Origin of the sequence: Nocardia callitridis (assembly GCF_039543305.1) — a bacterium.
GTDB lineage: Bacteria > Actinomycetota > Actinomycetes > Mycobacteriales > Mycobacteriaceae > Nocardia > Nocardia callitridis.
The window spans coordinates 163,475-183,870 of sequence record NZ_BAABJM010000001.1; the positions used below are offsets into that span (position 1 = coordinate 163,475).

The window sequence follows — 20,396 nt, forward strand, 5'->3', positions numbered from 1 at the left end:
GCTACTCCGGCGTGTGCTCGGCGATGGCGAATCGGCGCAACGACAGGCTGGGGTTGGCCGCGCGCACCTCGGCAAGGCGATCCTGGTCGACCGCGGCGACGAGCACGCCCGGTTCGTCGCCGAGTTCGGCGAGCACCACACCTGCGGGGTCGATGATCATCGAAGCGCCCGCGCCGCGCTTTCCGCACTGGTCGGCGGCGGCGACGTACACGGTGTTCTCGATCGCGCGGGCACGCAGCAGGGTGGTCCACTGATCGACCTTGCCCTGACCTGGGATCCACTGCGCCGGCAGCAACAGCACGTGCGCGCCGGCGGCGGCCACCCGGCGAATGCCTTCGGGAAAGCGAAGATCGAAACAGGTCTGCATGCCGAATGTCACATTGTCGACGGTGAATGTGGCGGGGGTCTCTATTTCACCCGGCCGCACCACGTCGGATTCGCGCTGCCCGAACGCGTCGTAGAGGTGCACCTTGCGGTAATGCGCGCACAGGTTTCCTTCCGGGTCGAGCGCGACGAGGGTGTTGCTGATCCTGTCCTCGTCGGCGTCGATCCGTTCGACCATTCCCGCAACCAGATACCCACCGAATTCGCGGGCGATCTCACCGAGTCCGGTAACGAACGGCCCGGTCAGCGACTGGGCGGCGGCGAGAGCGCGGTGGTCGATCCTGCTCACGGCGAACATCGAATACTCGGGGGCCAGCACGACTCGCGCACCCTGGTCGCGGGCTGTGCGCGTGTGCTCGCGTATGGCGGCGAGGTTGGCCGACGGATCGGTTCCCGGCGCGAACTGCACCACCGCGACGCCGGGCTTCGACGGTTCGGAGACCTGCGGCGGGAAGGCCTGCGGGAGGGGACTGTCGGGTCGCATACGTCCACCGTATTGGGCCGGTGGCCGGGACGACCACCGCGAGGCAGTAAACTCCTGGTCAATGAGTACCAATCAGGTCGACAGCGTTCCTGGCGACAAGGAGACCCCTGACAACAAGGAAGGCCACGTCGACACGGACGCAGTTCCTGCCGACAAGGACAGGAACGCTGCAGACCCGACGTTCGCCGACCTGGGCATCGATGAGCGCGTCCTCGCGGCCATCGCCGATGTCGGGTACGAGACGCCCTCGCCGATCCAGGCCGCGACGATTCCCCCGTTGCTCAGCGGCGCCGATGTCGTCGGTCTCGCGCAGACCGGCACCGGCAAGACCGCGGCGTTCGCCATTCCGATCCTGATGGGTCTCGATACCAGCGGTAAGGCACCACGCGCGCTGGTCCTCGCCCCCACCCGCGAACTGGCGATCCAGGTTGCCGAGGCGTTCGGTCGTTACGCCGCGCATATCAAGGGCCTGCATGTGCTGCCGATCTACGGCGGCCAGAGCTACGGCGTCCAGCTGTCGGGCCTGCGCCGCGGCGCGCACGTCGTGGTCGGCACGCCGGGCCGGGTGATCGACCACCTGGAGAAGGGCACCCTCGACCTGTCGCAGCTGCAATATCTGGTGCTCGACGAGGCCGACGAGATGCTGAAGATGGGTTTCCAGGAGGACGTCGAGCGCATTCTCGCCGATACGCCCTCCACCAAGCAGGTCGCGCTGTTCTCGGCGACTATGCCGAGCGCGATCCGCAAGATCTCCAAGCAGTACCTGAACAATCCGGTCGAGATCACCGTCAAGACGAAGACCTCGACCAACGTCAATATCAATCAGCGCTGGGTGCAGGTGTCGCATCAGCGCAAGCTGGACGCGCTCACCAGGATCCTCGAGGTCGAGGCCTTCGAGGCGATGATCCTGTTCGTTCGCACCAAGCAGGCCACCGAGGAGTTGGCCGAAAAGCTACGCTCGCGTGGCTTTTCCGCCGCGGCGATCAACGGCGACATCGCGCAGAACCAGCGCGAACGCACCATCGGACAGCTCAAGTCCGGTTCGCTGGACATCCTGGTCGCCACCGATGTCGCCGCGCGCGGCCTGGATGTCGACCGCATCTCGCACGTCGTGAACTACGACATCCCGCACGACACCGAGTCCTACGTGCACCGCATCGGCCGGACCGGACGCGCGGGCCGTAGCGGCGAGGCGCTGCTGTTCGTCGCACCGCGCGAACGCCACCTGCTCAAGGCGATCGAACGCGCGACCAGGCATCCGCTGACCGAGATGCAGCTGCCGAGCGTCGAGGACGTGAATGCCCAGCGCGTCACCAAGTTCGGCGACGCGATCACCGAGAACCTGTCTTCGGCGAATGTGCCGCTGTTCCGCAAGCTCATCGAGGATTACGAGCGCGAGCACAACATTCCGCTCGTCGACATCGCCGCCGCGCTCGCGGTGAGCACCTACGACGGCGACAACTTCTTCATGGAGCCGGAACCGCCGCCTTCGGAGCGCCCGCAACGCGACCGCCCGCAGCGTGAGCGTCCGCCGCGCGGTTTCGGGAGTGAGGAACGCTCGCATCATCGTGGTACCGGCGCCGAGTTGGCGACCTACCGGATCAGCGTCGGCAAGCGGCACCGTGTGGTGCCAGGCGCGATCGTGGGGGCCATCGCCAACGAAGGCGGCTTGCGCCGTAGCGATTTCGGGCACATCAGCATCCGTCCCGATCACAGCCTGGTGGAACTACCAGCCGATCTGTCGTCGGAGACCTTGGAAGCGTTGCGCCGCACCAGGATCAGTGGCCAGCTCATTCAGCTGCAACTGGATTCCGGCCCCCCAGGAGGCGGGTCGTTCACGCGTGGTCCGCGCCGGGATCGCGACGGCGGCAAGCGAACCGAACGGCGCAAGCCACGGTCCTGACCCAGGTGGGGTCCATCGAGGTCAGCCGCGCTAGCTACAGTGTTGCGGTCCGACCCGTCAGCAGGCGGAGGTCGGCAACGGGGCGGTGACCCGCGACGGTCCCTGCGGTCCAAGGGCGACCGGCGCGGGTGTCCGCATGGACGCACAGGAGGGCCGCGCTTGTTCGTGTTCGGTGATCGTGTCGTCTGCTCCGCCGCCGACCTGTTGCGTGGCGCGCGGTGCGAATTCGCGCTGCTGCGCGCCCTCGACACGCAGATCGGCACCGTAGAGCCGCACACCATCGACGCCGAGGCGGCACCGGATAGCGTGCTCGATCCGGACAGGCGGGTCGATGCGTTGCGTGCCGCGCACGAGCGAACGGTGGCGGCACTGCGCGCCGGCGAGCCGGTGATCGAGAACGCCACTTTCTTCGACGGTGAATTCCACAGCGACTGTGTGGCGATGGTGCGCGCCGAGCATCGCCTCCGGTACGCCGTGCACGGGACCGCGGCCACTCGACCCGACCGGCTCGGTACCGCGCTGGAACTCGCCGCCTGCGCCGCGTCCGCGGTTTCGGCGGGTGACGCACTCATCGATCCCATGGCGAAGGTGCGCTTCGGCGCGGCGATCACCGAATACCCGATGCACGAACTGATCCCGGTGTTTCGCGTGCGCAGGCGCCGGGTGGAACACATTCTGGACGAGAAGATCGTCGAACTGCTGCCGGTGCAGTGGGGCGATCCCCGTTACCTGGCGTGCGGGCGTTGTCCGACCTGCGTTTACGCCTCCTCGGCGGCCCGCGACCTGCTGTTGGTCGCCGGAATGCCGACGCCGATCAGGGCGCGGCTGCGCGAGGCGGGTGTGCACACCATCGACCGCTTGGCCGCCACCGAGGGCCCGGTGCGCGCGATACCCTCGCGCACGGTCGCCACGCTGCGCAAGCAGGCCGAAATCCAGCTGCGCCACGAGGATTCCGGGCAAATCACCTACCAACTCGTCGACCCGACCGCGCTGGGCGCGGTGCCGACGCCCTCGCACGGCGACCTCTCGTTGAGCATCGAAGGTGGTGGACGCGCGCCGTTGACCATCGAGGTCGCCGGCCCCGACGACACCGTGCTGCTGTCGGTGCGCACTACCGACAACGATCACGACGCGGCGCGCGAGGCCCTGCGCCGCGTGCTCGAGCTGATCGCCCGGCATCGGCGCGATCACCCCGACGCGCACATCTACCACTATGGCGGCGCGGTGCGCACGGCGCTGCTGCACGGCACCGGCCGCTACGGCCTCGGTGAGGAGTTGGTGGACGAGTTGCTGTGCGACGGCGCCCTCGTCGACCTGTATCCGATCGTGCGTGCCGCGGTGCTGATCGGTGCGCGCTCCTACGACCTCGACGGTGTGCGCCGACTACTTCCCGACCGGGCGCCGCGGGCCGAGCAGGAATGCCGCACCGTGCTGCGCGTGCGCGATTGGTTGGCGCGGCGCGGCGCGGAACATCGCATCGCGCCGCGGCCGAGTAACCGGCCGTCGGGTTCCTGGTGTGCGCCGCCGGACGCGGATCCCCGCGAGCCACTGTCGGCTTCGCGCCCTTCGTCGTTCGAGGCCGCGCTCACCGAGTACGCCGACGCCCGCGACGATCGGCACCCGGTCGCGGCGGTGTTGGCCGCCGCACTCGGCTATCACCGGCGCGAACGCAGGCCGCTGTGGTGGGCCTACGCCGAGCGGCTCAATCACCCGGTGGACGAATGGTCCGATGCGCCGGGTGTGCTGGTCGCGGATTGGGGCAGCGTCGACACCAAATGGCATCGCAGCCCCGACCGTCCGACCATGCGGCGCTACGTCACCCTCACCGGCAGGCTCGGTTCCAGCTGGAACGCGGCGGGCAGTGTCGGGTCGGCGAGCGCGGCGCTCGCACCGGGAACCACCGTTTACACCTTCTACGATCGCCCGCCGTCAGCGGGCATGGTGACCGAGGTGGGACGCAAGGCGACCTCTGTGGCCACGGTGCTCAGCTGTTCGGTCGGCGCCGAATTCGATGACGTGGTGCGGATCGAGGAGCTGCTACCCGACGGCTGCGACCCCTACGACGAGCTGCCGACCGCGCTCGCGCCCGGCTTGCCCGAGGACGACGACAATGTGCGCGGCGCGGTCGAATTCGCCGCGGGTCAACTGTTGGCGACGTTGCCGGAGCTGCCCGCGACCGCGGTCTTCGACATTCTGGCGCGTCGTCGGCCTCGACTGCGCGATGGCGGGGCACTGCCGGGGGTGCACGGTGATCACGCGGCCGCGATCACGGCGGCGCTGCGCGGGTTGGACGATTCCTATGTCGCGGTGCACGGGCCGTCGGGTACCGGGAAGATCCGTACCATCGCGCGGGTGCTCGAGGGCATGGTCACCAGGCACCGGTGGCGTATCGGTGTGGTGGCGCACGCACCTTCGACCGTCGAGCGGATTCTGGAGACGGTGGTCGGCGCTGGCGTTTTGCCGGAGCTGGTCGCCAAGAAGGACGCCGAGGCGGTCGCGCGCGAGTGGGTGGTGATCGACAGGTCGAAATACGAACGCTTCCTGGACAATGCGATCAGCGGCTGCGTACTCGGTGGGATGCCGACGGATTTCGCGAACGAGAGCCAGGTGGCGCGCGGGCGGCTCGATCTGCTGGTGATCGCCGACGCGGGCCGGTTCTCGCTGGCCGACACCGTCGCGGTGGGGGTGAGTGCGCGAAATCTGCTGGTGCTCGGTGATCCCGCCCCGGCACATCCGCTCGGCGCGCACCCGGAGCCGGTCGGTGCGTCCGTGCTCGGCTGGCTGACCGGTGCGCGCAGGACGGTGCCCGCCGAGCGCGGATACTTCCTCGATCGCACCTGGCGCATGCACCCTCGGGTCTGCGCGCCGGTGTCGCAGCTGTACTACGACAACCGTTTACGTGCCAACGAGGCGCTCACCCTGGCCAGGCATCTCGATGACGAGGCGCCCGGCGTGCAGACGGTGGCGGTCGCCCATCACGGCAGCACCATCGAATCCGTCGACGAGGCACGGGAAGTGGTGCGTCGGGTGCGTGCGCTGCTCGGCATGGACTGGACTGTCGGCGCCAGCACGCGACGGCTGCACCCGCACGACATCTTCGTGGTGGCACCGTATTCCGCGCAGGTGGCGCGCATTCGCACGCTGTTGGCTCGTGCGCGCATCGAGGACGTGCTGGTCGGCACCCCGGATCGGTTCCGAGGCAGGGAAGCGGCGGTGGTGGTGCTGTCGATGACCACGTCGAGTCCGGCGGACGCGCCGTACGGGATGCCGTTGTTGTTGTCGCGCACGCTGATTCATGCCGCGCTGTGCCGGGCGATGTGGAAGGTGATCATCATTCGGTCGCCTTTGCTCACCGAGTATCTGCCCACCGATCCGGCGGAATTGACCGGCCTCGCCGAGTTCTTGCGGTTGGAGGCGAGTCCGGACGCCTAGCCCGACTCAGCCGAAGTTCTTTCCTTCGCCGCGATAGGTCGGTACCTCGGTGCGGCTGCCATCGGCGTCGACGAGGTGCAGGCGGTCGAAGCGCTCGCACAACTCCCCCGCCTTGGCGTGCCGAAACCACACCCGATCGCCGATGCGCAGGCTCTCGGCCTTCGACAGCGGGGTCTGCACCTCACCGGCGCTTTCGGTGCCGAGCAGACCTAATCCGCTGGGCCACACCGGCTTCGGCACCCGAGACTGCCCTGGCGGACCGGAGGCGATGTAGCCTCCGGCGAAGACCGTCGCGATCGAGGACTTGGGGCGACGCAGCACCGGTGTGGCGAAGTACAACGCGGGCCGGGCGACGAAGGCGCGGTAGTCGTCGAACAGGGTCGGCACGTACAGCCCCGACCCGGCCGTCACCTCGGTGACCCTGGGATCGGTGACGCTGACCTCGATCGAACCGGTGCCGCCGCTGTTGACGATCCGCAATTCGCCGACCGCCGAAACGACGGCATCCAGCACGTGTCCTCTGCGTCGGCCGATCTCCGCGGCCGAGGCCCGCTTCACCAGCCGCACGGCCGGGCTGGCATCCGAGAGTCCCGCGATCTGCGCTTCGTAGGTCATCACGCCGACCACCTCGAAGCCGCGCCGCGCGGCTTCGGTGGCCAGTGCCTCGGCCTGTTCGGGGGTGCGCACCGGCGAGCGCCGCACACCGAGGTGCAGCGGCCCGATGCGCAACGAGGCGTCGACGTCGAGACACACCCGAGGGCGGACGCTGTCGGTACCGAGGGCGGCGCGGATCAGGCTCAGCTGGTCGACGTCATCGACCATCAGCGTGATCGATGACCGCAGGGTCTCGTCGGCGGCCAATTCGGCCAGTGCCGCACGATGCACGGTCGGATAGCCGAGCAGTACGTCGCGAGCGCCGCGCCGAACCAGCCAAATAGCCTCGGGCAGCGAGTAACTCATGATGCCCTGGAAGCCGTCTTTGCCGGTGAGGTCGCTGCCGAGCACTTCTTCGAGCACGCCTCGGCAGCGCACGGACTTGCTCGCGACCCGAATCGGGACTCCGTGAGCGCGGCGGACCAGGTCGGCGGCGTTGGCGCGCAGCGCGCGCAGGTCGAGCGCCGCCAGGGGCGGGTCGAGTTCGGCGGTGGCGGCGTGCAGGTCCGGGATCGGCGAAGTCTCGGTCACCAGGACAACTCAACCACCAAATTGGTCGAGCGTCCAGCAATGGCCGCGCCGCGCCAGCGGGTCAGGCGGCGACAGCCCTGGCCGAAACGCTGGTGACCAGATCATCGAGCACGACGAGCATGGCTTCGTCGTCATCGTCGGCCAGCCACCGCAGCACGACACCCTGCAACACCGAGACGACATAGGCGCCGATGGCGTCGACCGGCTCCAGCCACTTGGTGCCCGAACGCTCGGCACACAGCTCCAAAAAGTAGACGACCACGTCGTCCGCGTGCCGATAGGGGTCGTCGTTCACGGGTTCGGCCACGGCGTCCGCGGACGCCTCCCACCGCTCACACAGCTTGCGCACGGTGCGCTCGTAGGCCCTGATCTGCTTGGTCGGGGCAGCCTTGATCATCGGCCAGTACACACTCACGCCGGAATGCAGCAGCACCCGCAGAGCGCGGACGCCGCTGTCATCGAGCGAGGCCGCCGCTTTCTCGACCGCCTCACAGATGGTCGGCCGCAGCCTGACCTCTGCTATGTCTCCTCGTGTGCTCAACAGCGAACTCCCTCGGCGAAACATCTCGTGCAACCATCGGCGGCCCGATTCGCTGAACTGGGCGGGCGATCTCGGGAAATCCCCAGGACGCCCGGTCCAACATTCATCAATGGTAGAGGCATTTCGGGGTTTGAGAACAGGATCAGTGGGTATTTACAGACTGAAAGAATGTTTTCATCCCCCGGCAGTACCCTCCCGTACTCGCCGACAACCGGACAAGCACGACGGAATCCGGACGGAAAACACCTCGCCCAGGGCAAATCTCGCTACCCATCCGCCGGTAGGCACACCGCTTCTTACTCTAGGGTCATATCCCGGGCAAACGGCAACCGTGTGTCTGATCACACAAGCGACGGGACCCGTCGACCGCCCGAACGGTCACCTCGTCGTCGAGTGCGAGTACCACACACGACACCCCCCGCTACCGGTGGACAGTTAGCCTGAGACGGTGACTCTTTCGCCGCCCGCCGATCAGTACTTCCTCTCCGGAACGTTCAACTTCCGCGATCTCGGTGGGCTACGCACCGCCGACGGCGGGAAGATCAAGCCGGGCCTGCTGCTGCGCTCGGCCAGCCTCGTCAACCTCGACGAGGCTGGCCAGGTGGGTTTGCGCGAACTCGGCGTCAGCGACGTGCACGACCTGCGCGGCCACCCCGAGATCGAACACATGGGCGCCGACAACGCGCCCGAAGGGGTCCGCGTCGCGGTCACGCCGTTCGATTACGGCATGGGTGCCGCACCGCCGCACGAATTCAGCACCGATGCCGCCTACCGGCACATGCTCGAGGTGTATCGGATGTTCCCGCTGCGCCCCGAGGCACACGCGGCCATCCTCGCCATCACCGAATCCCTGGTTCGCGGCGACGGCGCTGTCCTCGTGCACTGCGCGGCGGGCAAGGACCGCACCGGATGGGCCGTCGCCACGGTGCTGCGGGCCGTCGATGTCCTCGAAAGCGAAATCCTCGCCGACTACCTCGCCAGCAATGGCGCCGTCCCCGCGCTGCGCAGCGCGATGACCTCGAAACTGCTGAACGGCGAAGAGATCTCGGTCGACCTGCTCGGCGTCCGCGAGGAATACCTCGAGGCCGCGGCCGCCGCGATGACCGCGCAGTACGGCGACCTCGACGGTTACCTCGGCGCCGTCGGCCTCACCGGCGAACTGCGCGCGCGACTGCGAGAACGCCTGGTGGAGTGAGCTATTCGCGCCGCACCAAGCCGTCGGCGTCGATGCTCACCTGGTCGCCCGTGTGGAACCAGCACCCGGTGAACCGGGCCCGCGTACCCTTCGGATCGTTCCAATAGCGCGACATGACGCTCGGACCACGACACAGCAACTCGCCGTGCCCCGACTCCGCCAGCGGCCCGGACAACGCCAATTCCGTGCCGCCGAAAGCGAATCCGAGCACCGCACCGATCTCGTCGGCCGCACCCGCCGTGTGATCGACCGCGAGACCGACACCGGCGGTCTCGGTCGCACCCCACACCGACCACTGCCGTGCCGAGGGAAACAACTCCGCCAACTCCGCGACGACCTCCCCCGGCATGCCACCGGCGCGCTCGGCGGCCGTGCTGATCCGCCGCACCCCGTCGGTGCGCAAACCCTCGGCACGAAAGGTCGCCAGCTCCGGCAACAATCCGACGTAGCTGTGCCGGGTGCCCGACACCGTGTCGATGCGCTCGGACCTGAGCGCCTCGGCGAACTCACCCGCGTCCCCCGCCAGGACGACGGTGCCACCCACCGCGAACGTCGACAGCAATTGCTCGACACAGCCGCTGGCATGCGCGAGCGGGCCGAGCACCAGATTGCGCAACCCGTCGGTGGGCAACTCCGCCGCCGACACCATCGCGCTGATCGCCGACAACAGGTTCTCGTTGGTGAGCTCGACACCCCGCGGCGCAGGACCGCGCGTGTAACACAGCAACGCCAACTCCCCCAGTGCCGCACCGTCATCGATGAAGGCGGGACCGTCGGGGAACTCGGGTTCGCCGCCGCAGCCGAGCACGAAATCGGTGTCACTGTCGGCGAGGACCCGCTCGGCCACGTCGTCGGGCAACCCGTCGTTCACGAGCACGGGGACCGCACCGCTGAGCAAGGCGCCGAGAAACGCGCGCACCCACCGCGCACCCGAGGGCATCCGCACCGCGACCCGGTCGCCGTAACCGATCCCGCGCTCGCGCAAACCGCCCGCGATGCGCGAGGCGGAATGCCACAGTTGGCGATAGGTAAGCCGAGGTCCGCCGACCTCCACCACCGCCTCACGCGTGGCAAAGCTGTGCACGCGAAGGTCGAGTAGTTCGGTGAGCGCGGGAGTCAGGTCCCCGTAGCGCAGCACGCCGTCGGCGCCGCGCTCCATCGATGCCGTGCGGGCCCGTGGACGGTGCATCGGGTACTCGATCAACAACCGCGACATCGTTCCTCCGCACGCCTTTCGACAGCCGGGCCTTGCCCGACTATATGACGCACATCACAAAATTTGGGTCAGTCGCACCAACTCGACCCGGATCGAACTCGATTCGTCCGCATCCCGTGACCGCTCAGCGCCCGGTGTAGGTGGCCTTGCCCGGGCCGACCTCGAGAAAACTCCGCACCGCGCCGCGCAGGTCCTCGGTCTCGAACAGCGCACCCGATACCTCGGGTGTCAGCGAATCCGCATGTGCCACACCACCGGAACGCCATCCCCCGATGATCCGTTTGGTCGCGGCGTGCGCCAACGTGGGCCCGTTGGCCAACCGCACCGCCAATTCCCGTGCCGCCGTGTCGACATCGTCGTGCAGCGCGTTCACCACGCCCCAGCGTTCCAGTGTCGCGGCGTCGTACAGGTCGCCGGTCATCACGAATTCCCGCGCCCGGCCCGAGCCGGCGCGCTCGGCCAGCCGCTGCGGGCCACCCATCGACGGCGTCAACCCGACCACCGTCTCCACCAGTCCGAACTTCGCCTTCGGCGCGGCGAGGATCAGATCACAGGCCAGCGCGATCTCGAAGGCCGCGGTGAGCGTCAACCCGTGCGCGGCGAACACCACCGGGCACGGCAGCGCCTCCAGCGGATGAATGATCTGCGCGAACAGCGTGCGCCACAGCTCGGCGCCCTGCTCGACCGAGCGACCGTCGAACACGTGCACATCGACGCCACCGGAAACCACCTTGCCCTCCGCGCGCAGCAACACCGCGCGCGGAGGCTGCGCCGACAGTTCCGCGATATCGGAGATCAGACCCGCGAGCATGGCCTGGTCGAACAGGTTCAGCGGCGGGTTGGCGAGGGTGAGTACCGCTAGCTCGGCGCCACCCTCGGTGATTTCGCGTTCCAGGCGGGTCGCCTTCGTTTCACTCATGCGGTCAGACTAAGGCGTCGTCCGGCGCCGTCAATCTGCAAGACTGTGCGAGTGACCGAGTCGGATGCAGAGAACGGTTCCTACGTCGAACCCGGCGAATTCAAACGCGACACCAACTACATCACGACCAGAATCACCCGAGACGGTCGCGATGGCTACCCGGTCGAGGCGGGGCGTTATCGCCTGGTCGCCGCGCGTGCCTGCCCGTGGGCCAACCGGACGCTGATCGTGCGACGACTGCTCGGTCTGGAGGACGCGCTCTCGCTCGGGTTGTGCGGGCCGACCCACGACAAACTGAGCTGGACCTTCGATCTCGACCCCGGCGGGGTGGACCCCGTCCTCGGTATCCCGCGACTGCGCGACGCCTACCTGGCTCGATTCCCCGAATACCCGCGCGGCATCACCGTGCCCGCGATCGTCGACGTGCCCACCGGGCAGGTGGTGACCAACGACTACGCGCGGATCACCCTCGATTTCTCCACCGAATGGGTCGAATTCCATCGGCCAGGCGCTCCACAGCTGTATCCAGAACCGCTGCGCGCGGAGATCGACAAGGTCGACGAGCAGGTGTTCCACGAGGTGAACAACGGTGTGTACCGCTGCGGTTTCGCCGGATCACAGGAGGCGTACGACGCCGCATACGATCGGCTCTTCCGCGCACTGGACTGGCTGACCGATCGCCTCTCGACGCAGCGCTATCTGGTGGGTGACACGATCACCGAAGCCGACGTACGACTGTTCACCACGCTGGCACGATTCGATCCGGTGTACCACGGTCACTTCAAGTGCAATCGCAGCAAGCTCGCCGAGATGCCGGTGCTGTGGGACTACGCGCGGGACCTGTTCCAAACGCCGGGATTCGGCGACACCATCGATTTCGGCCAGATCAAGACGCACTATTACGCCGTGCACCGCGACATCAACCCCACCGGGGTCATCCCCAAGGGCCCTGACCTGGCGAACTGGCTCACCCCGCACGACAGGGCGAAACTGGGCGGAAGGCCGTTCGGCGACGGCACCCCACCGCCGCCGCCCGTACCGGCCGAACAGGTACCTCCGGTCCCCACAGACGCCGAACAGGAGTAATCGCCACATGTTCGAAGGCGCGGTCGAGAAAGCCGTGGTCCAAGCGCTCGATACCGGTTCACGGATGCAGGCGCCCGCGGTCGCCAAATACGTTGACCGGCTGCGACGCTCGCACCCGGAGGAAAGCCCTGCGCAGATCATCGAGCGGCTGGAGCGGCAGTACCTGCTCACCGTCACCGGCAGCGGAAGCGCGGTCGGCGCCGCGGCAGCCGTGCCGGGGGTCGGCACCATCACCGCGCTGGCCGCGGTGAGCGCGGAGACCACGTTCTTCATGGAAGCCTCCGCGGTGCTCACCCTCGCGGTCGCGGCCGTGCACGGGATCGCACCGGAAGACCAGGCACAACGCAGGGCGATGGTGTTGGCGGTAGTGCTCGGCGAGAGCGGCATGCAGATCGTGCAGAAGAGCGTCGGCGCCTCGGCGCAGAACTGGGGCACGGTCTTCGGCCAGAAGCTGCCCGGCCTGGCCAGCATGAACGATTCGCTACTCAAGCGGTTCATCGTGCGGTTCATCACCAAACGTGCCGCGCTGATGGCGGGCAAGGTGCTTCCGGCGGGGATCGGCGCCGTGATCGGCGGCGCCGGTAACCGTTCGCTCGGCAAGACCACGATCAAGAACGCGCGCGAAGCGTTCGGGCCGCCACCACGGGACTGGGCCGCCGCCCACCGGGTGATCATCGATGCCGAACCGTTCGACGTCATCGAATCCGGCATGCCACAACCCCCGGAGAACACCCCGTGACCGCCGAACAACCGCCCGCGTTCGCCGTGCGCGGGTTGACGAAGCGCTACGACCTGGTCACCGCGGTCGAAGGGGTGGATTTCACGGCGCCCTCGGGTACCGTCACCGCGCTCGTCGGACCGCGCGGCGCCGGTAAGACGACGATCCTGCGCGTGCTGCTCGGGTTGGTGGAAGCCAGCTCCGGCACCGTGACCGGTCGCCGCGAGTCCCCGCGCGATGTCGGCGCCGTGCTCACGCCACGCGGCTTGCATCCGCGCCGTGGCGCCCGCGCGCACCTGTCGGTGTACGCGGCGGCGCTGCGCGTGCCACCGCGGCGGGTATGGGAAGTACTCGGTCTCGTCGGACTCGACGAAGACACCGAGATCAAACCCGACGCCATGTCCTCGGGCCAGCGGACTCGCCTGGCGCTGGCGACCGCACTGTTGGCCGATCCGAAGGTCCTGGTCCTCGACGACCCCATGGCCGGACTCGATCACACCGAACACGGTTGGCTGCAAGACTTTCTGCGCAAGCACGCGCGGCGCGGCGGCAGCGCCCTGCTGACCGCCGAGAGCCTCGCCGCGGTATTGCCCGCCGCCGAGCACATCGTTGTCGTACACGAGGGCGGGGTGGCCTACGAGGGCAGTGCGACCAGGCTGCGTCGTGGTCATCCCGACCGCCTGGTGGTCGCCGCCTCCACCCCGGTGGCGCTCGCGACGGGTTTGGCCGCCGAGGGTTACACCGACTCCGTCATCCGGCCCGACGGTCGCCTTGCGATCGCCGAGGCGAACGAGGCACAGATCAAGGCGGCCGCCGACTCGGCGCGGGTGCGGATCGAGAGCATCATCCCCGACCCGATCCACCCCGACCGGGTGCTCGCCTCGCTCACCAAACCCACCCGAGTCGCCAGTCCACCGATGCCGTACGGGATTCCACGATGAACCTCACCCTGCCCCCCGATCTGCTCGCGCCCATCGACTCCGAGGTCCGCAAGGTCACCACCGTGACACCGCACCGAACGGTGGCCGCGGCGCTGCTCGGTATCACCCTGGTCGCGACCGCGGTGACCGCGTTGCTCTCGGGTCCGGCCGACCCGAAGGGCGAGCCCGCCACCGGCGCCGCGACGATCGGGCTCTATCTCGGACTGCTCGCGGTGATCGTCACCGCCGCCGTGTTCGGTGTCGTGGCCGCCGTGTCGGAGTACCGCTATCAGACCATCTCGACCACCGCGCTGTTCAGTGCCGACCGCGACCGCCTCGTCGCCGCCAAATTCCTGGTAACCGGCGGTTTCGCGCTGGCGACGGCGTTCGCCGCCGAAGTGTTCGCGGTGCTGAGCCTGCTCGTATTCGGCAGGGACAAGGCCGATTTCGGCCTTCAATTGTTCGCCGCACTCGGCGGCGGACTGCTGGCGGCGGTGTGCTGGTCGGTTATCGGCGTCGGCCTCGGTTTGCTGCTGCGTTCGGCCACCCAGGCACTCTGGCTGATCGCCGTGTGGCTGATCCTCATCGAGCCGCTGCTGTGGTTGGTGGCCGACGGGATGGGCATGGGCGGCCTGCTCGCCATGTTCCCCGGCACCGCCACCATCAGTACTGTCGCCGTCGGCTCCTTCCCCGACAGCGGCTTCCTGGCCCCCACCCCCGCCGCCATCGTGGTCCTACTGCTGTGGACGGCCGCCATCGGCTGCGCGGGCTGGTGGAGCCTGCGCACCCGCGATCTCTGAGCGCCGCATCGCGTGTTCGAGCGACGCTGGCCGAGCCACCGCCGCACAAATCGGGATACACCCACGAGCGTGCTCTGTCGAGCATCCTTCGCGTGCACTGCCGTTGCGCGTGGTGGCCAAGGTGACCGCACCCGTACTGCCCTGCACTCGGCGGCGCCTCCGCACTGAATCGGCGGCGGCCACAATCGTTCGACGACGAGGACCGACGTGTCTGGTGTTCGGTCAGCGCGACCCACTAGACCGACGCACCTGACCGACAGTCACCGTGACACCGGCAGTGCCGCACCTCCTTCCAGGTATCGCGTCCACGCGCCGAGGTGGGTGATGTCGGTGCCGGTGGCGGCGGTGTCGGGGTCGCAGTGGAAGCCGATGACAGTTTCGCCGGTGTCGATTCCGATGCGGCCCAGAGCCATTGGCGCGGGTAGTGCGGCGAGGAAAGTGCCGAGTGCGGCGGTCGACAGCGTCCATCGCTCGGCGGTGAGTGCGGCGCCGCGCACCGTGTCACGGATGATCCCCGGTTTGGCAGGACGGGTGGGTAGGGCCACCATGCGGTATTCCGGGAGGGTACGCACCGTGTCACGGTAGCGCGCGCCGAGGGCGGTGAGCTGGTGGTTGAGGGGTTGACCGCGCAGGTGGGCGCCGAAAACGAGCAGGTCGACTCCGTCTCCGGGGTACGGGGATTCGAGCAATTCGCCGACGATCGTCGCGGCGATGTCGAGGCCGATCTGATCGTCGAACGCCCGGGTGACGACGCTGACGCCGAACGGGCTGCCGTCCGCGCTGCCCGCGGGCACGGCGACCGCGGCGAGGTCGAGCAGGTTCACGAAATTCGTGTACACGCCGAGGCGGGAATTCACCCCGACGGGATCGGCGGCGACCTCGGCGATGCTCGGATGCCCGGTTGTGGTCGGTGTCAGTAGTGCGTCGTGACCGTCGAGCAGTGCCGCGGCCGTGGCCCGGTATCGGTCGAGGCGTGCGAAGTCGGCAGCGAGCCGATGAGCGGGAATCTCGCGGGCGCCCAGGATGATTCCCGCGACGGTGGGATCGGCGTCCTCGGGTTCGGTGTCGAGGAATTCGCCGACGGCGGCATATCGTTCGGCGACGAGCGCGCCGTCGTACAGCAGTTTCGCCGCCTCGAGCAGCGGCGCGATATCGAGGACAGTGATCTCGGCGCCTCCGTCGCGCAACCGCTCCACCGTCGCGTCGAAGGCCCCGCGCGCCGCCTCGGTGAGCGAAGCGAGTCCCGGCCGATCGGGTACGGCGATCCGCAGCGGATTCGCGGCCGCGTACCGAGTGGTGCTCGGCCACACCCGACTTCCCGCATCGTCGGGGTCGGGCCCGGTCATCACGCGCAATGCCTGCTGCGCGATACCCAGCGTGTCCGCGAACACGGTGACACAGTCGAAGGAGCGCGCGGCGGGCACCACACCGGTGTTCGGCACCAGGCCGAGAGTCGGCTTGAGGCCGATGATTCCGTGCAATGCGGCGGGCACCCGACCCGACCCCGCGGTATCGGTCCCCAGCGCGAAATCGACGATACCGAGCGCGACGGCGACCGCGGAACCCGAGCTGGAACCACCGGAGATCTTGTCCGGCTGATGCGCGTGCCGCACCGCCCCGTAGGGACTGCGGGTGCCGACGAGGCCGGTGGCGAACTGGTCGAGGTTGGTCTTGCCCAGGCACAGCGCTCCCGCGGCGAGCAGCCGGGCGACAGCGGTGGCGTCTCGAGTCGGCGAATACGTATACGACGGGCACGCGGCGGTAGTCGGCACCCCCGCGACATCGATATTGTCCTTCACCGCGAAGACGAGCCCGGCCAGCGGCAGATCCGCGCCTTCCGCGAGCCGAACATCGAGGTCGCTTGCCTGCGCGAGCAATTGCTCTTCGGCACGGAGGGTGATCCATACTTCGGGCCGATCGGCGGCGTGCAGGCGTCGGTAGGCGAGGCGAACGCGGTCGGTGCAGGTACTCATGCTGCCTTTCGGTGGGCGATCACGGCGATGGCGTGACCGGCATCGAGATGTTGTCCAGGAGCGATGAACAGGTCGGTGACCACCCCTGCGGCCGGGGCGCGCACCGTGACCTCCAGTTTCATCGCCTCGAGCCGGACGAGGGGTTGGCCCGCCGCGACGGTGTCGCCCGGTCGCACATCCACCGCCCACACCGTCGCCGACAGCGGCGCCTGCACCAGATCGCTACCCGGTGGCAGTGCGCGTTCGGCGGGTGCGCGCACCGGCTCGGGTTCGGGGCGTTCGTCGAACTCCCCCGCCGCCTGCCACGCGGCACGTTCGTCGCGGAACGCCACCTGCTGCTTGTGCCGGAACGCGGCAATGGATTCCGCGTTCTCGGCGAGCATCCGCTCATGCGCGGCGAGCACGAATTCACCGTCGTCGATGGCGATTTCGTGGCGTCCGGCCAGCAGGTCGGCGCGCAGCTCGAGCAGTTCGTCCGGTGCGACGGGATAGAAGCTGATCCGGTCGAAGAACCGCAGCAACCACGGCGTGCCGGGATCGAACGGCCCGTACTGCCGCAACCCGGACCAGATCGGCACGGTGCGGCCGATGAGCTGGTACCCGCCGGGACTCTCCATGCCGTACACGCACAGGTAGGCGCCGCCGATGCCGACGCCGGCCTCCGGCGTCCAGGTGCGTGCGGGACTGTATTTGGTGGTGACCAGGCGATGTCGTGGGTCCAGCGGCGTCGCGGCGGGTGCGCCGAGGTACACGTCACCCAGACCGAGCACCAGGTATTCGGCGTCGAACACGATCTCGCGCACGTCGTCTACGCTGTCGAGTCCGTTGATGCGCCTGATGAATTCGATATTGTCGGGGTTCCACGGCGCGTCGTCGCGGACACCCGCGCAGTAGCGCTCGATCGCCTCGTGAATGCTCGGATCATCGAACGACATGGGCAGTCGCACCGTGCGACTGGGCACCCGCAGCTGCGCGGTCGGCGGCAGTTGTTCCTCCAGTTCGATGAGCAGATCCAGCAAGCGACGCAACGGCAGCCGGTCGGGGTCGGTGTGCAGGTGGAGCGAACGCACGCCCGGGGTGAGGTCGATAATCCCCTGCGGCGCATGGTGTTCCAATGCCCGCATCAGCGCGTGTACCCGCAGACGGAGGCCGAGGTCGAGTGTCATGGGGCCGTATTCGACGAGCAGGTTGTCGTGCGCACTACGCCGATAGGTCACCGAGGGGGTGTCGGCACCGGCGTCGATCCTGGCCAGCACGCCGTCGTCGCCGTCGGTGCCGGTGGTGATCAGCGTCGGCCCGCGTCGCGGGCGCATGCTCGCGGCCGTGTGTTCGGTGACGGGGACGAAGCGCACGGTGTCGCCGGGACGCAACTGCCCCAATTTCCACCGCGCACCCGCGACCACGGTGACGGGACAGACGAATCCGCCGAGGCTCGGACCATCCGGCCCGAGCAGCACCGGGGTATCACCGGAGACGTTGACCGCGCCCACCGAATAGGCCGTGTCGTGCACATTCGACGGATGCAGTCCGGCCTCGCCGCCGTCCGCACGCGCCCACAACTGCTTCGGTCCGGCCAGTCGCACGCCGGTGCGCGCCGACTGCGGGTGCACTCGCCACTCGGCACCGTAGAAGCGCTCGAGCCCTGCGCGAGTGAGGAATTCCGGTGCCGCGTGCGGTCCTTCGGAAACCTCGATGCGCCAGTCGGTGTCGAATATCGGCCGGACCGATTCCGAAACGGGCTGTGGTGCGGGCGCGTCCGCCGCGATCGCGGCGGGGTTCAAGGTGTCGCCGATGCGCAGAGCTCGTCCGCCGTGGCCGCCGAACTCACCAGCGGTGAACGTCGCGGCGCTGCCGAGATACGTCGGCACCGCCAGTCCACCACGTATCAGCAGGTAGGTGCGCATGCCGGGGCCGAGGGCCATACCGATATCGAGCACGGCACCGGCCCCGACGGTCACCGGTTCCCACTGCGACACCGGGTTGTCGTCCACCGTCACCGTGGCCGCCGCACCCGTGACACAGATCGTCGCCGGATGCGCGAACCGCAGGCGCGGTCCTTCCAGTGTGCATTCCAACCCCGTTGTGCCCTCGGGATTTCCGAGCGCGCTGTTGCCCAGGCGGAACGAAAGGTCGTCCATCGGCCCCGATGGTGGGACGCCCACCTGCCAGTAACCCGTGCGCCCGGGCCAATCCTGCACCGTCGTCAGCGTTCCCGCACGCAATACATCGATGCGGGCGGTCCGGTCGACGACGGTCGCGCAGGTGCCGGTGTGGTGGGTCACGGTCCGCACCCGCTCGTCCACGCACAGTGCCCGCAGCAGACCGAGATTGGTGTGCAATCCGTCGATGCGCGTATCGGCCAACGCGTCGGCCAGTCGATCGAACGCGCTCGCACGGTCGTCGGCATGGGTGATGACCTTCGCGAGCATCGGATCATAAGCCGTCCCGACGCGCTGACCGGTCTCCACCCACGTGTCCACCCTTGGGCCACTGGGGAATTCGACTCGCGTAAGCAGCCCGCTACTCGGCTGGAAATCGCGACCGGGGTCTTCGGCGTACACCCTCGCCTGCACGGCATGGCCGTTGATCCTCGGCCCTTCCGGACCAAGTCCCGCGAGCACATTCTCGCCGCGTGCCAGCCGAAACATCCAGGCCACCAGGTCGATTCCCGTCACGGCCTCGGTCACCGGATGCTCGACCTGCAATCGCGTATTGACCTCGAGGAACGAGACCTCCGCACGGTCGGTGTCGTAGACGAATTCGACCGTTCCCGCGCCACGGTAGGACACCGAAGCGGTCAGTGCCCGCGCGCTCGCGTGCATGCGTGCGCGCACCGCGTCGGGCAGATTCGGTGCCGGAGCTTCCTCGAGCACCTTCTGATTGCGCCGCTGCACGGTGCAATCGCGATCGCCGACGCTGATCACCGTGCCAGCGCCGTCGCCGAAGATCTGCACCTCGACGTGTCGCGCGTGCGTCACGTACCGCTCGACGAACACTCCCGCGTCACCGAAATTACTCTCGGCCAGCCTGCGCACCCGGTCGAAGGCCGCGCGCAGTTCGGCTTCGTCCACGCACGGCCGCAAGCCGATACCGCCGCCGCCGGAGGTGGCCTTGAGGATCACCGGGTAACCGATGGTCGCCGCCGCCGAGGCGGCATGGTCGGCGTCCGCGAGTAGGCCGCTGCCGGGCAGCAGCGCAACCCCCGCGGTCGCGGCCGCCGCCCGCGCGGTGTGCTTGTCGGCGAACAAGCGCAACTGCTCGACCGTCGGACCGACGAACACGAACCCGTTGTCGAGCACGGCCTGGGCGAAAGCGGTGTTCTCGGAAAGGAATCCGTAGCCGGGGTGCACCGCGTCGGCACCGGTCTCGTGCATCGCGGCGATGATCTTGTCGACGTTCAGATAGCTCTCGGCGGGACTGGTGGCGCCGAGCGCGACAGCGACATCCGCCGAGCGCGTGTGCACGCTGCCCGCGTCGGCCTCGGAATACACCGCGACCGTGCGCAATCCCATGGCACGTGCGGAACGGATGAGCCGTTCGGCGATCTCGCCGCGATTGGCGATCAAGACCGTGCCGAAAGCCGGTGCACTCGAAGTGGTTGCGGTAGTCGGTGATTCAACAGTGTCGAACATGTGCGCTC

Annotated in this window: 14 protein-coding genes; 7 read left to right on the forward strand and 7 right to left on the reverse strand. The window is 68.3% G+C overall.

What is annotated here, in order from left to right; all coding sequences use genetic code 11:
* Window position 1: 1 nt before the first annotated feature.
* Entirely contained in the window at window positions 2-868 is an 867-nt protein-coding gene (locus ABEA50_RS00695; RefSeq protein WP_345492979.1) for a carbon-nitrogen hydrolase family protein, read from the reverse strand.
* Window positions 869-929: 61 nt separating this feature from the next.
* Between ABEA50_RS00695 and ABEA50_RS00700 the strand changes: the two genes are divergently transcribed.
* Both ABEA50_RS00700 and ABEA50_RS00705 read left to right on the forward strand, forming a co-directional pair.
* The gene (locus ABEA50_RS00700; RefSeq protein ID WP_345492980.1) at window positions 930-2,771 is read left to right on the forward strand and encodes a DEAD/DEAH box helicase; all 1,842 of its coding nucleotides are present in this window, start codon (window positions 930-932) and stop codon (window positions 2,769-2,771) included.
* Window positions 2,772-2,936: 165 nt separating this feature from the next.
* Window positions 2,937-6,203: a bifunctional RecB family nuclease/DEAD/DEAH box helicase gene (locus tag ABEA50_RS00705; protein WP_345492981.1), complete on the forward strand. Its 3,267-nt coding sequence runs from the start codon at window positions 2,937-2,939 to the stop codon at window positions 6,201-6,203.
* A 6-nt stretch (window positions 6,204-6,209) separates the two neighbouring features.
* Here the strand turns inward: ABEA50_RS00705 and ABEA50_RS00710 are convergent, their stop codons facing one another.
* Window positions 6,210-7,388: an alanine racemase gene (locus tag ABEA50_RS00710; protein WP_345492982.1), complete on the reverse strand. Its 1,179-nt coding sequence runs from the start codon at window positions 7,386-7,388 to the stop codon at window positions 6,210-6,212.
* 61 nt (window positions 7,389-7,449) lie between these two features.
* Window positions 7,450-7,929, reverse strand: a complete 480-nt coding sequence (locus ABEA50_RS00715) for a TetR family transcriptional regulator (protein WP_345492983.1) — start codon at window positions 7,927-7,929, stop codon at window positions 7,450-7,452.
* 448 nt (window positions 7,930-8,377) lie between these two features.
* Between ABEA50_RS00715 and ABEA50_RS00720 the strand changes: the two genes are divergently transcribed.
* A complete protein-coding gene (locus ABEA50_RS00720; RefSeq protein WP_345492984.1) occupies window positions 8,378-9,124 on the forward strand; it encodes a tyrosine-protein phosphatase in 747 nt (248 codons plus the stop codon).
* A 1-nt stretch (window position 9,125) separates the two neighbouring features.
* Here ABEA50_RS00720 and ABEA50_RS00725 read toward each other — a convergent pair whose 3' ends face one another.
* Window positions 9,126-10,340 (reverse strand): class I adenylate-forming enzyme family protein, encoded by a 1,215-nt coding sequence (locus ABEA50_RS00725; protein ID WP_345492985.1) that lies wholly within the window; start codon window positions 10,338-10,340, stop codon window positions 9,126-9,128.
* Window positions 10,341-10,464: 124 nt separating this feature from the next.
* A complete protein-coding gene (locus ABEA50_RS00730) occupies window positions 10,465-11,259 on the reverse strand; it encodes an enoyl-CoA hydratase/isomerase family protein (protein WP_345492986.1) in 795 nt (264 codons plus the stop codon).
* A gap of 51 nt (window positions 11,260-11,310) precedes the next feature.
* Between ABEA50_RS00730 and ABEA50_RS00735 the strand changes: the two genes are divergently transcribed.
* Genes ABEA50_RS00735 through ABEA50_RS00750 form a run of 4 tightly spaced genes read left to right on the forward strand, consistent with a single transcriptional unit; the run spans window position 11,311 to window position 14,783 of the window.
* Window positions 11,311-12,345, forward strand: coding sequence for a glutathione S-transferase family protein (locus tag ABEA50_RS00735; RefSeq protein WP_345492987.1), 1,035 nt, complete (start codon window positions 11,311-11,313; stop codon window positions 12,343-12,345).
* A gap of 7 nt (window positions 12,346-12,352) precedes the next feature.
* Window positions 12,353-13,084, forward strand: coding sequence for a hypothetical protein (locus ABEA50_RS00740; protein ID WP_345492988.1), 732 nt, complete (start codon window positions 12,353-12,355; stop codon window positions 13,082-13,084).
* A complete protein-coding gene (locus ABEA50_RS00745) occupies window positions 13,081-14,004 on the forward strand; it encodes an ATP-binding cassette domain-containing protein (RefSeq protein WP_345492989.1) in 924 nt (307 codons plus the stop codon). The genes ABEA50_RS00740 and ABEA50_RS00745 overlap by 4 nt, the downstream gene beginning before the upstream one ends.
* On the forward strand, window positions 14,001-14,783 hold the full coding sequence (locus ABEA50_RS00750) for an ABC transporter permease (protein ID WP_345492990.1): 783 nt from the start codon (window positions 14,001-14,003) through the stop codon (window positions 14,781-14,783). The genes ABEA50_RS00745 and ABEA50_RS00750 overlap by 4 nt, the downstream gene beginning before the upstream one ends.
* Before the next feature lie 260 nt (window positions 14,784-15,043).
* On the opposite strand, the gene atzF is transcribed toward ABEA50_RS00750, so the two are convergent.
* A complete protein-coding gene (gene atzF / locus ABEA50_RS00755) occupies window positions 15,044-16,756 on the reverse strand; it encodes an allophanate hydrolase (RefSeq protein WP_345492991.1) in 1,713 nt (570 codons plus the stop codon).
* Window positions 16,753-20,388: an urea carboxylase gene (uca, locus tag ABEA50_RS00760; RefSeq protein ID WP_345492992.1), complete on the reverse strand. Its 3,636-nt coding sequence runs from the start codon at window positions 20,386-20,388 to the stop codon at window positions 16,753-16,755. Before uca ends, atzF begins: the two co-directional genes overlap by 4 nt.
* Window positions 20,389-20,396 lie beyond the last annotated feature (8 nt).

What these genes read in the sequence shown, in the direction of transcription:
- ABEA50_RS00750 (WP_345492990.1), top strand. Translation starts at nt 14,001, where the DNA reads ATGAACCTCACCCTGCCCCCCGATCTGCTCGCGCCCATCGACTCCGAG.
- ABEA50_RS00740 (WP_345492988.1), top strand. Translation starts at nt 12,353, where the DNA reads ATGTTCGAAGGCGCGGTCGAGAAAGCCGTGGTCCAAGCGCTCGATACC.
- ABEA50_RS00725 (WP_345492985.1), bottom strand. Translation starts at nt 10,340, where the DNA reads ATGTCGCGGTTGTTGATCGAGTACCCGATGCACCGTCCACGGGCCCGC.
- atzF (WP_345492991.1), bottom strand. Translation starts at nt 16,756, where the DNA reads ATGAGTACCTGCACCGACCGCGTTCGCCTCGCCTACCGACGCCTGCAC.
- ABEA50_RS00700 (WP_345492980.1), top strand. Translation starts at nt 930, where the DNA reads ATGAGTACCAATCAGGTCGACAGCGTTCCTGGCGACAAGGAGACCCCT.
- ABEA50_RS00730 (WP_345492986.1), bottom strand. Translation starts at nt 11,259, where the DNA reads ATGAGTGAAACGAAGGCGACCCGCCTGGAACGCGAAATCACCGAGGGT.
- ABEA50_RS00695 (WP_345492979.1), bottom strand. Translation starts at nt 868, where the DNA reads ATGCGACCCGACAGTCCCCTCCCGCAGGCCTTCCCGCCGCAGGTCTCC.
- uca (WP_345492992.1), bottom strand. Translation starts at nt 20,388, where the DNA reads ATGTTCGACACTGTTGAATCACCGACTACCGCAACCACTTCGAGTGCA.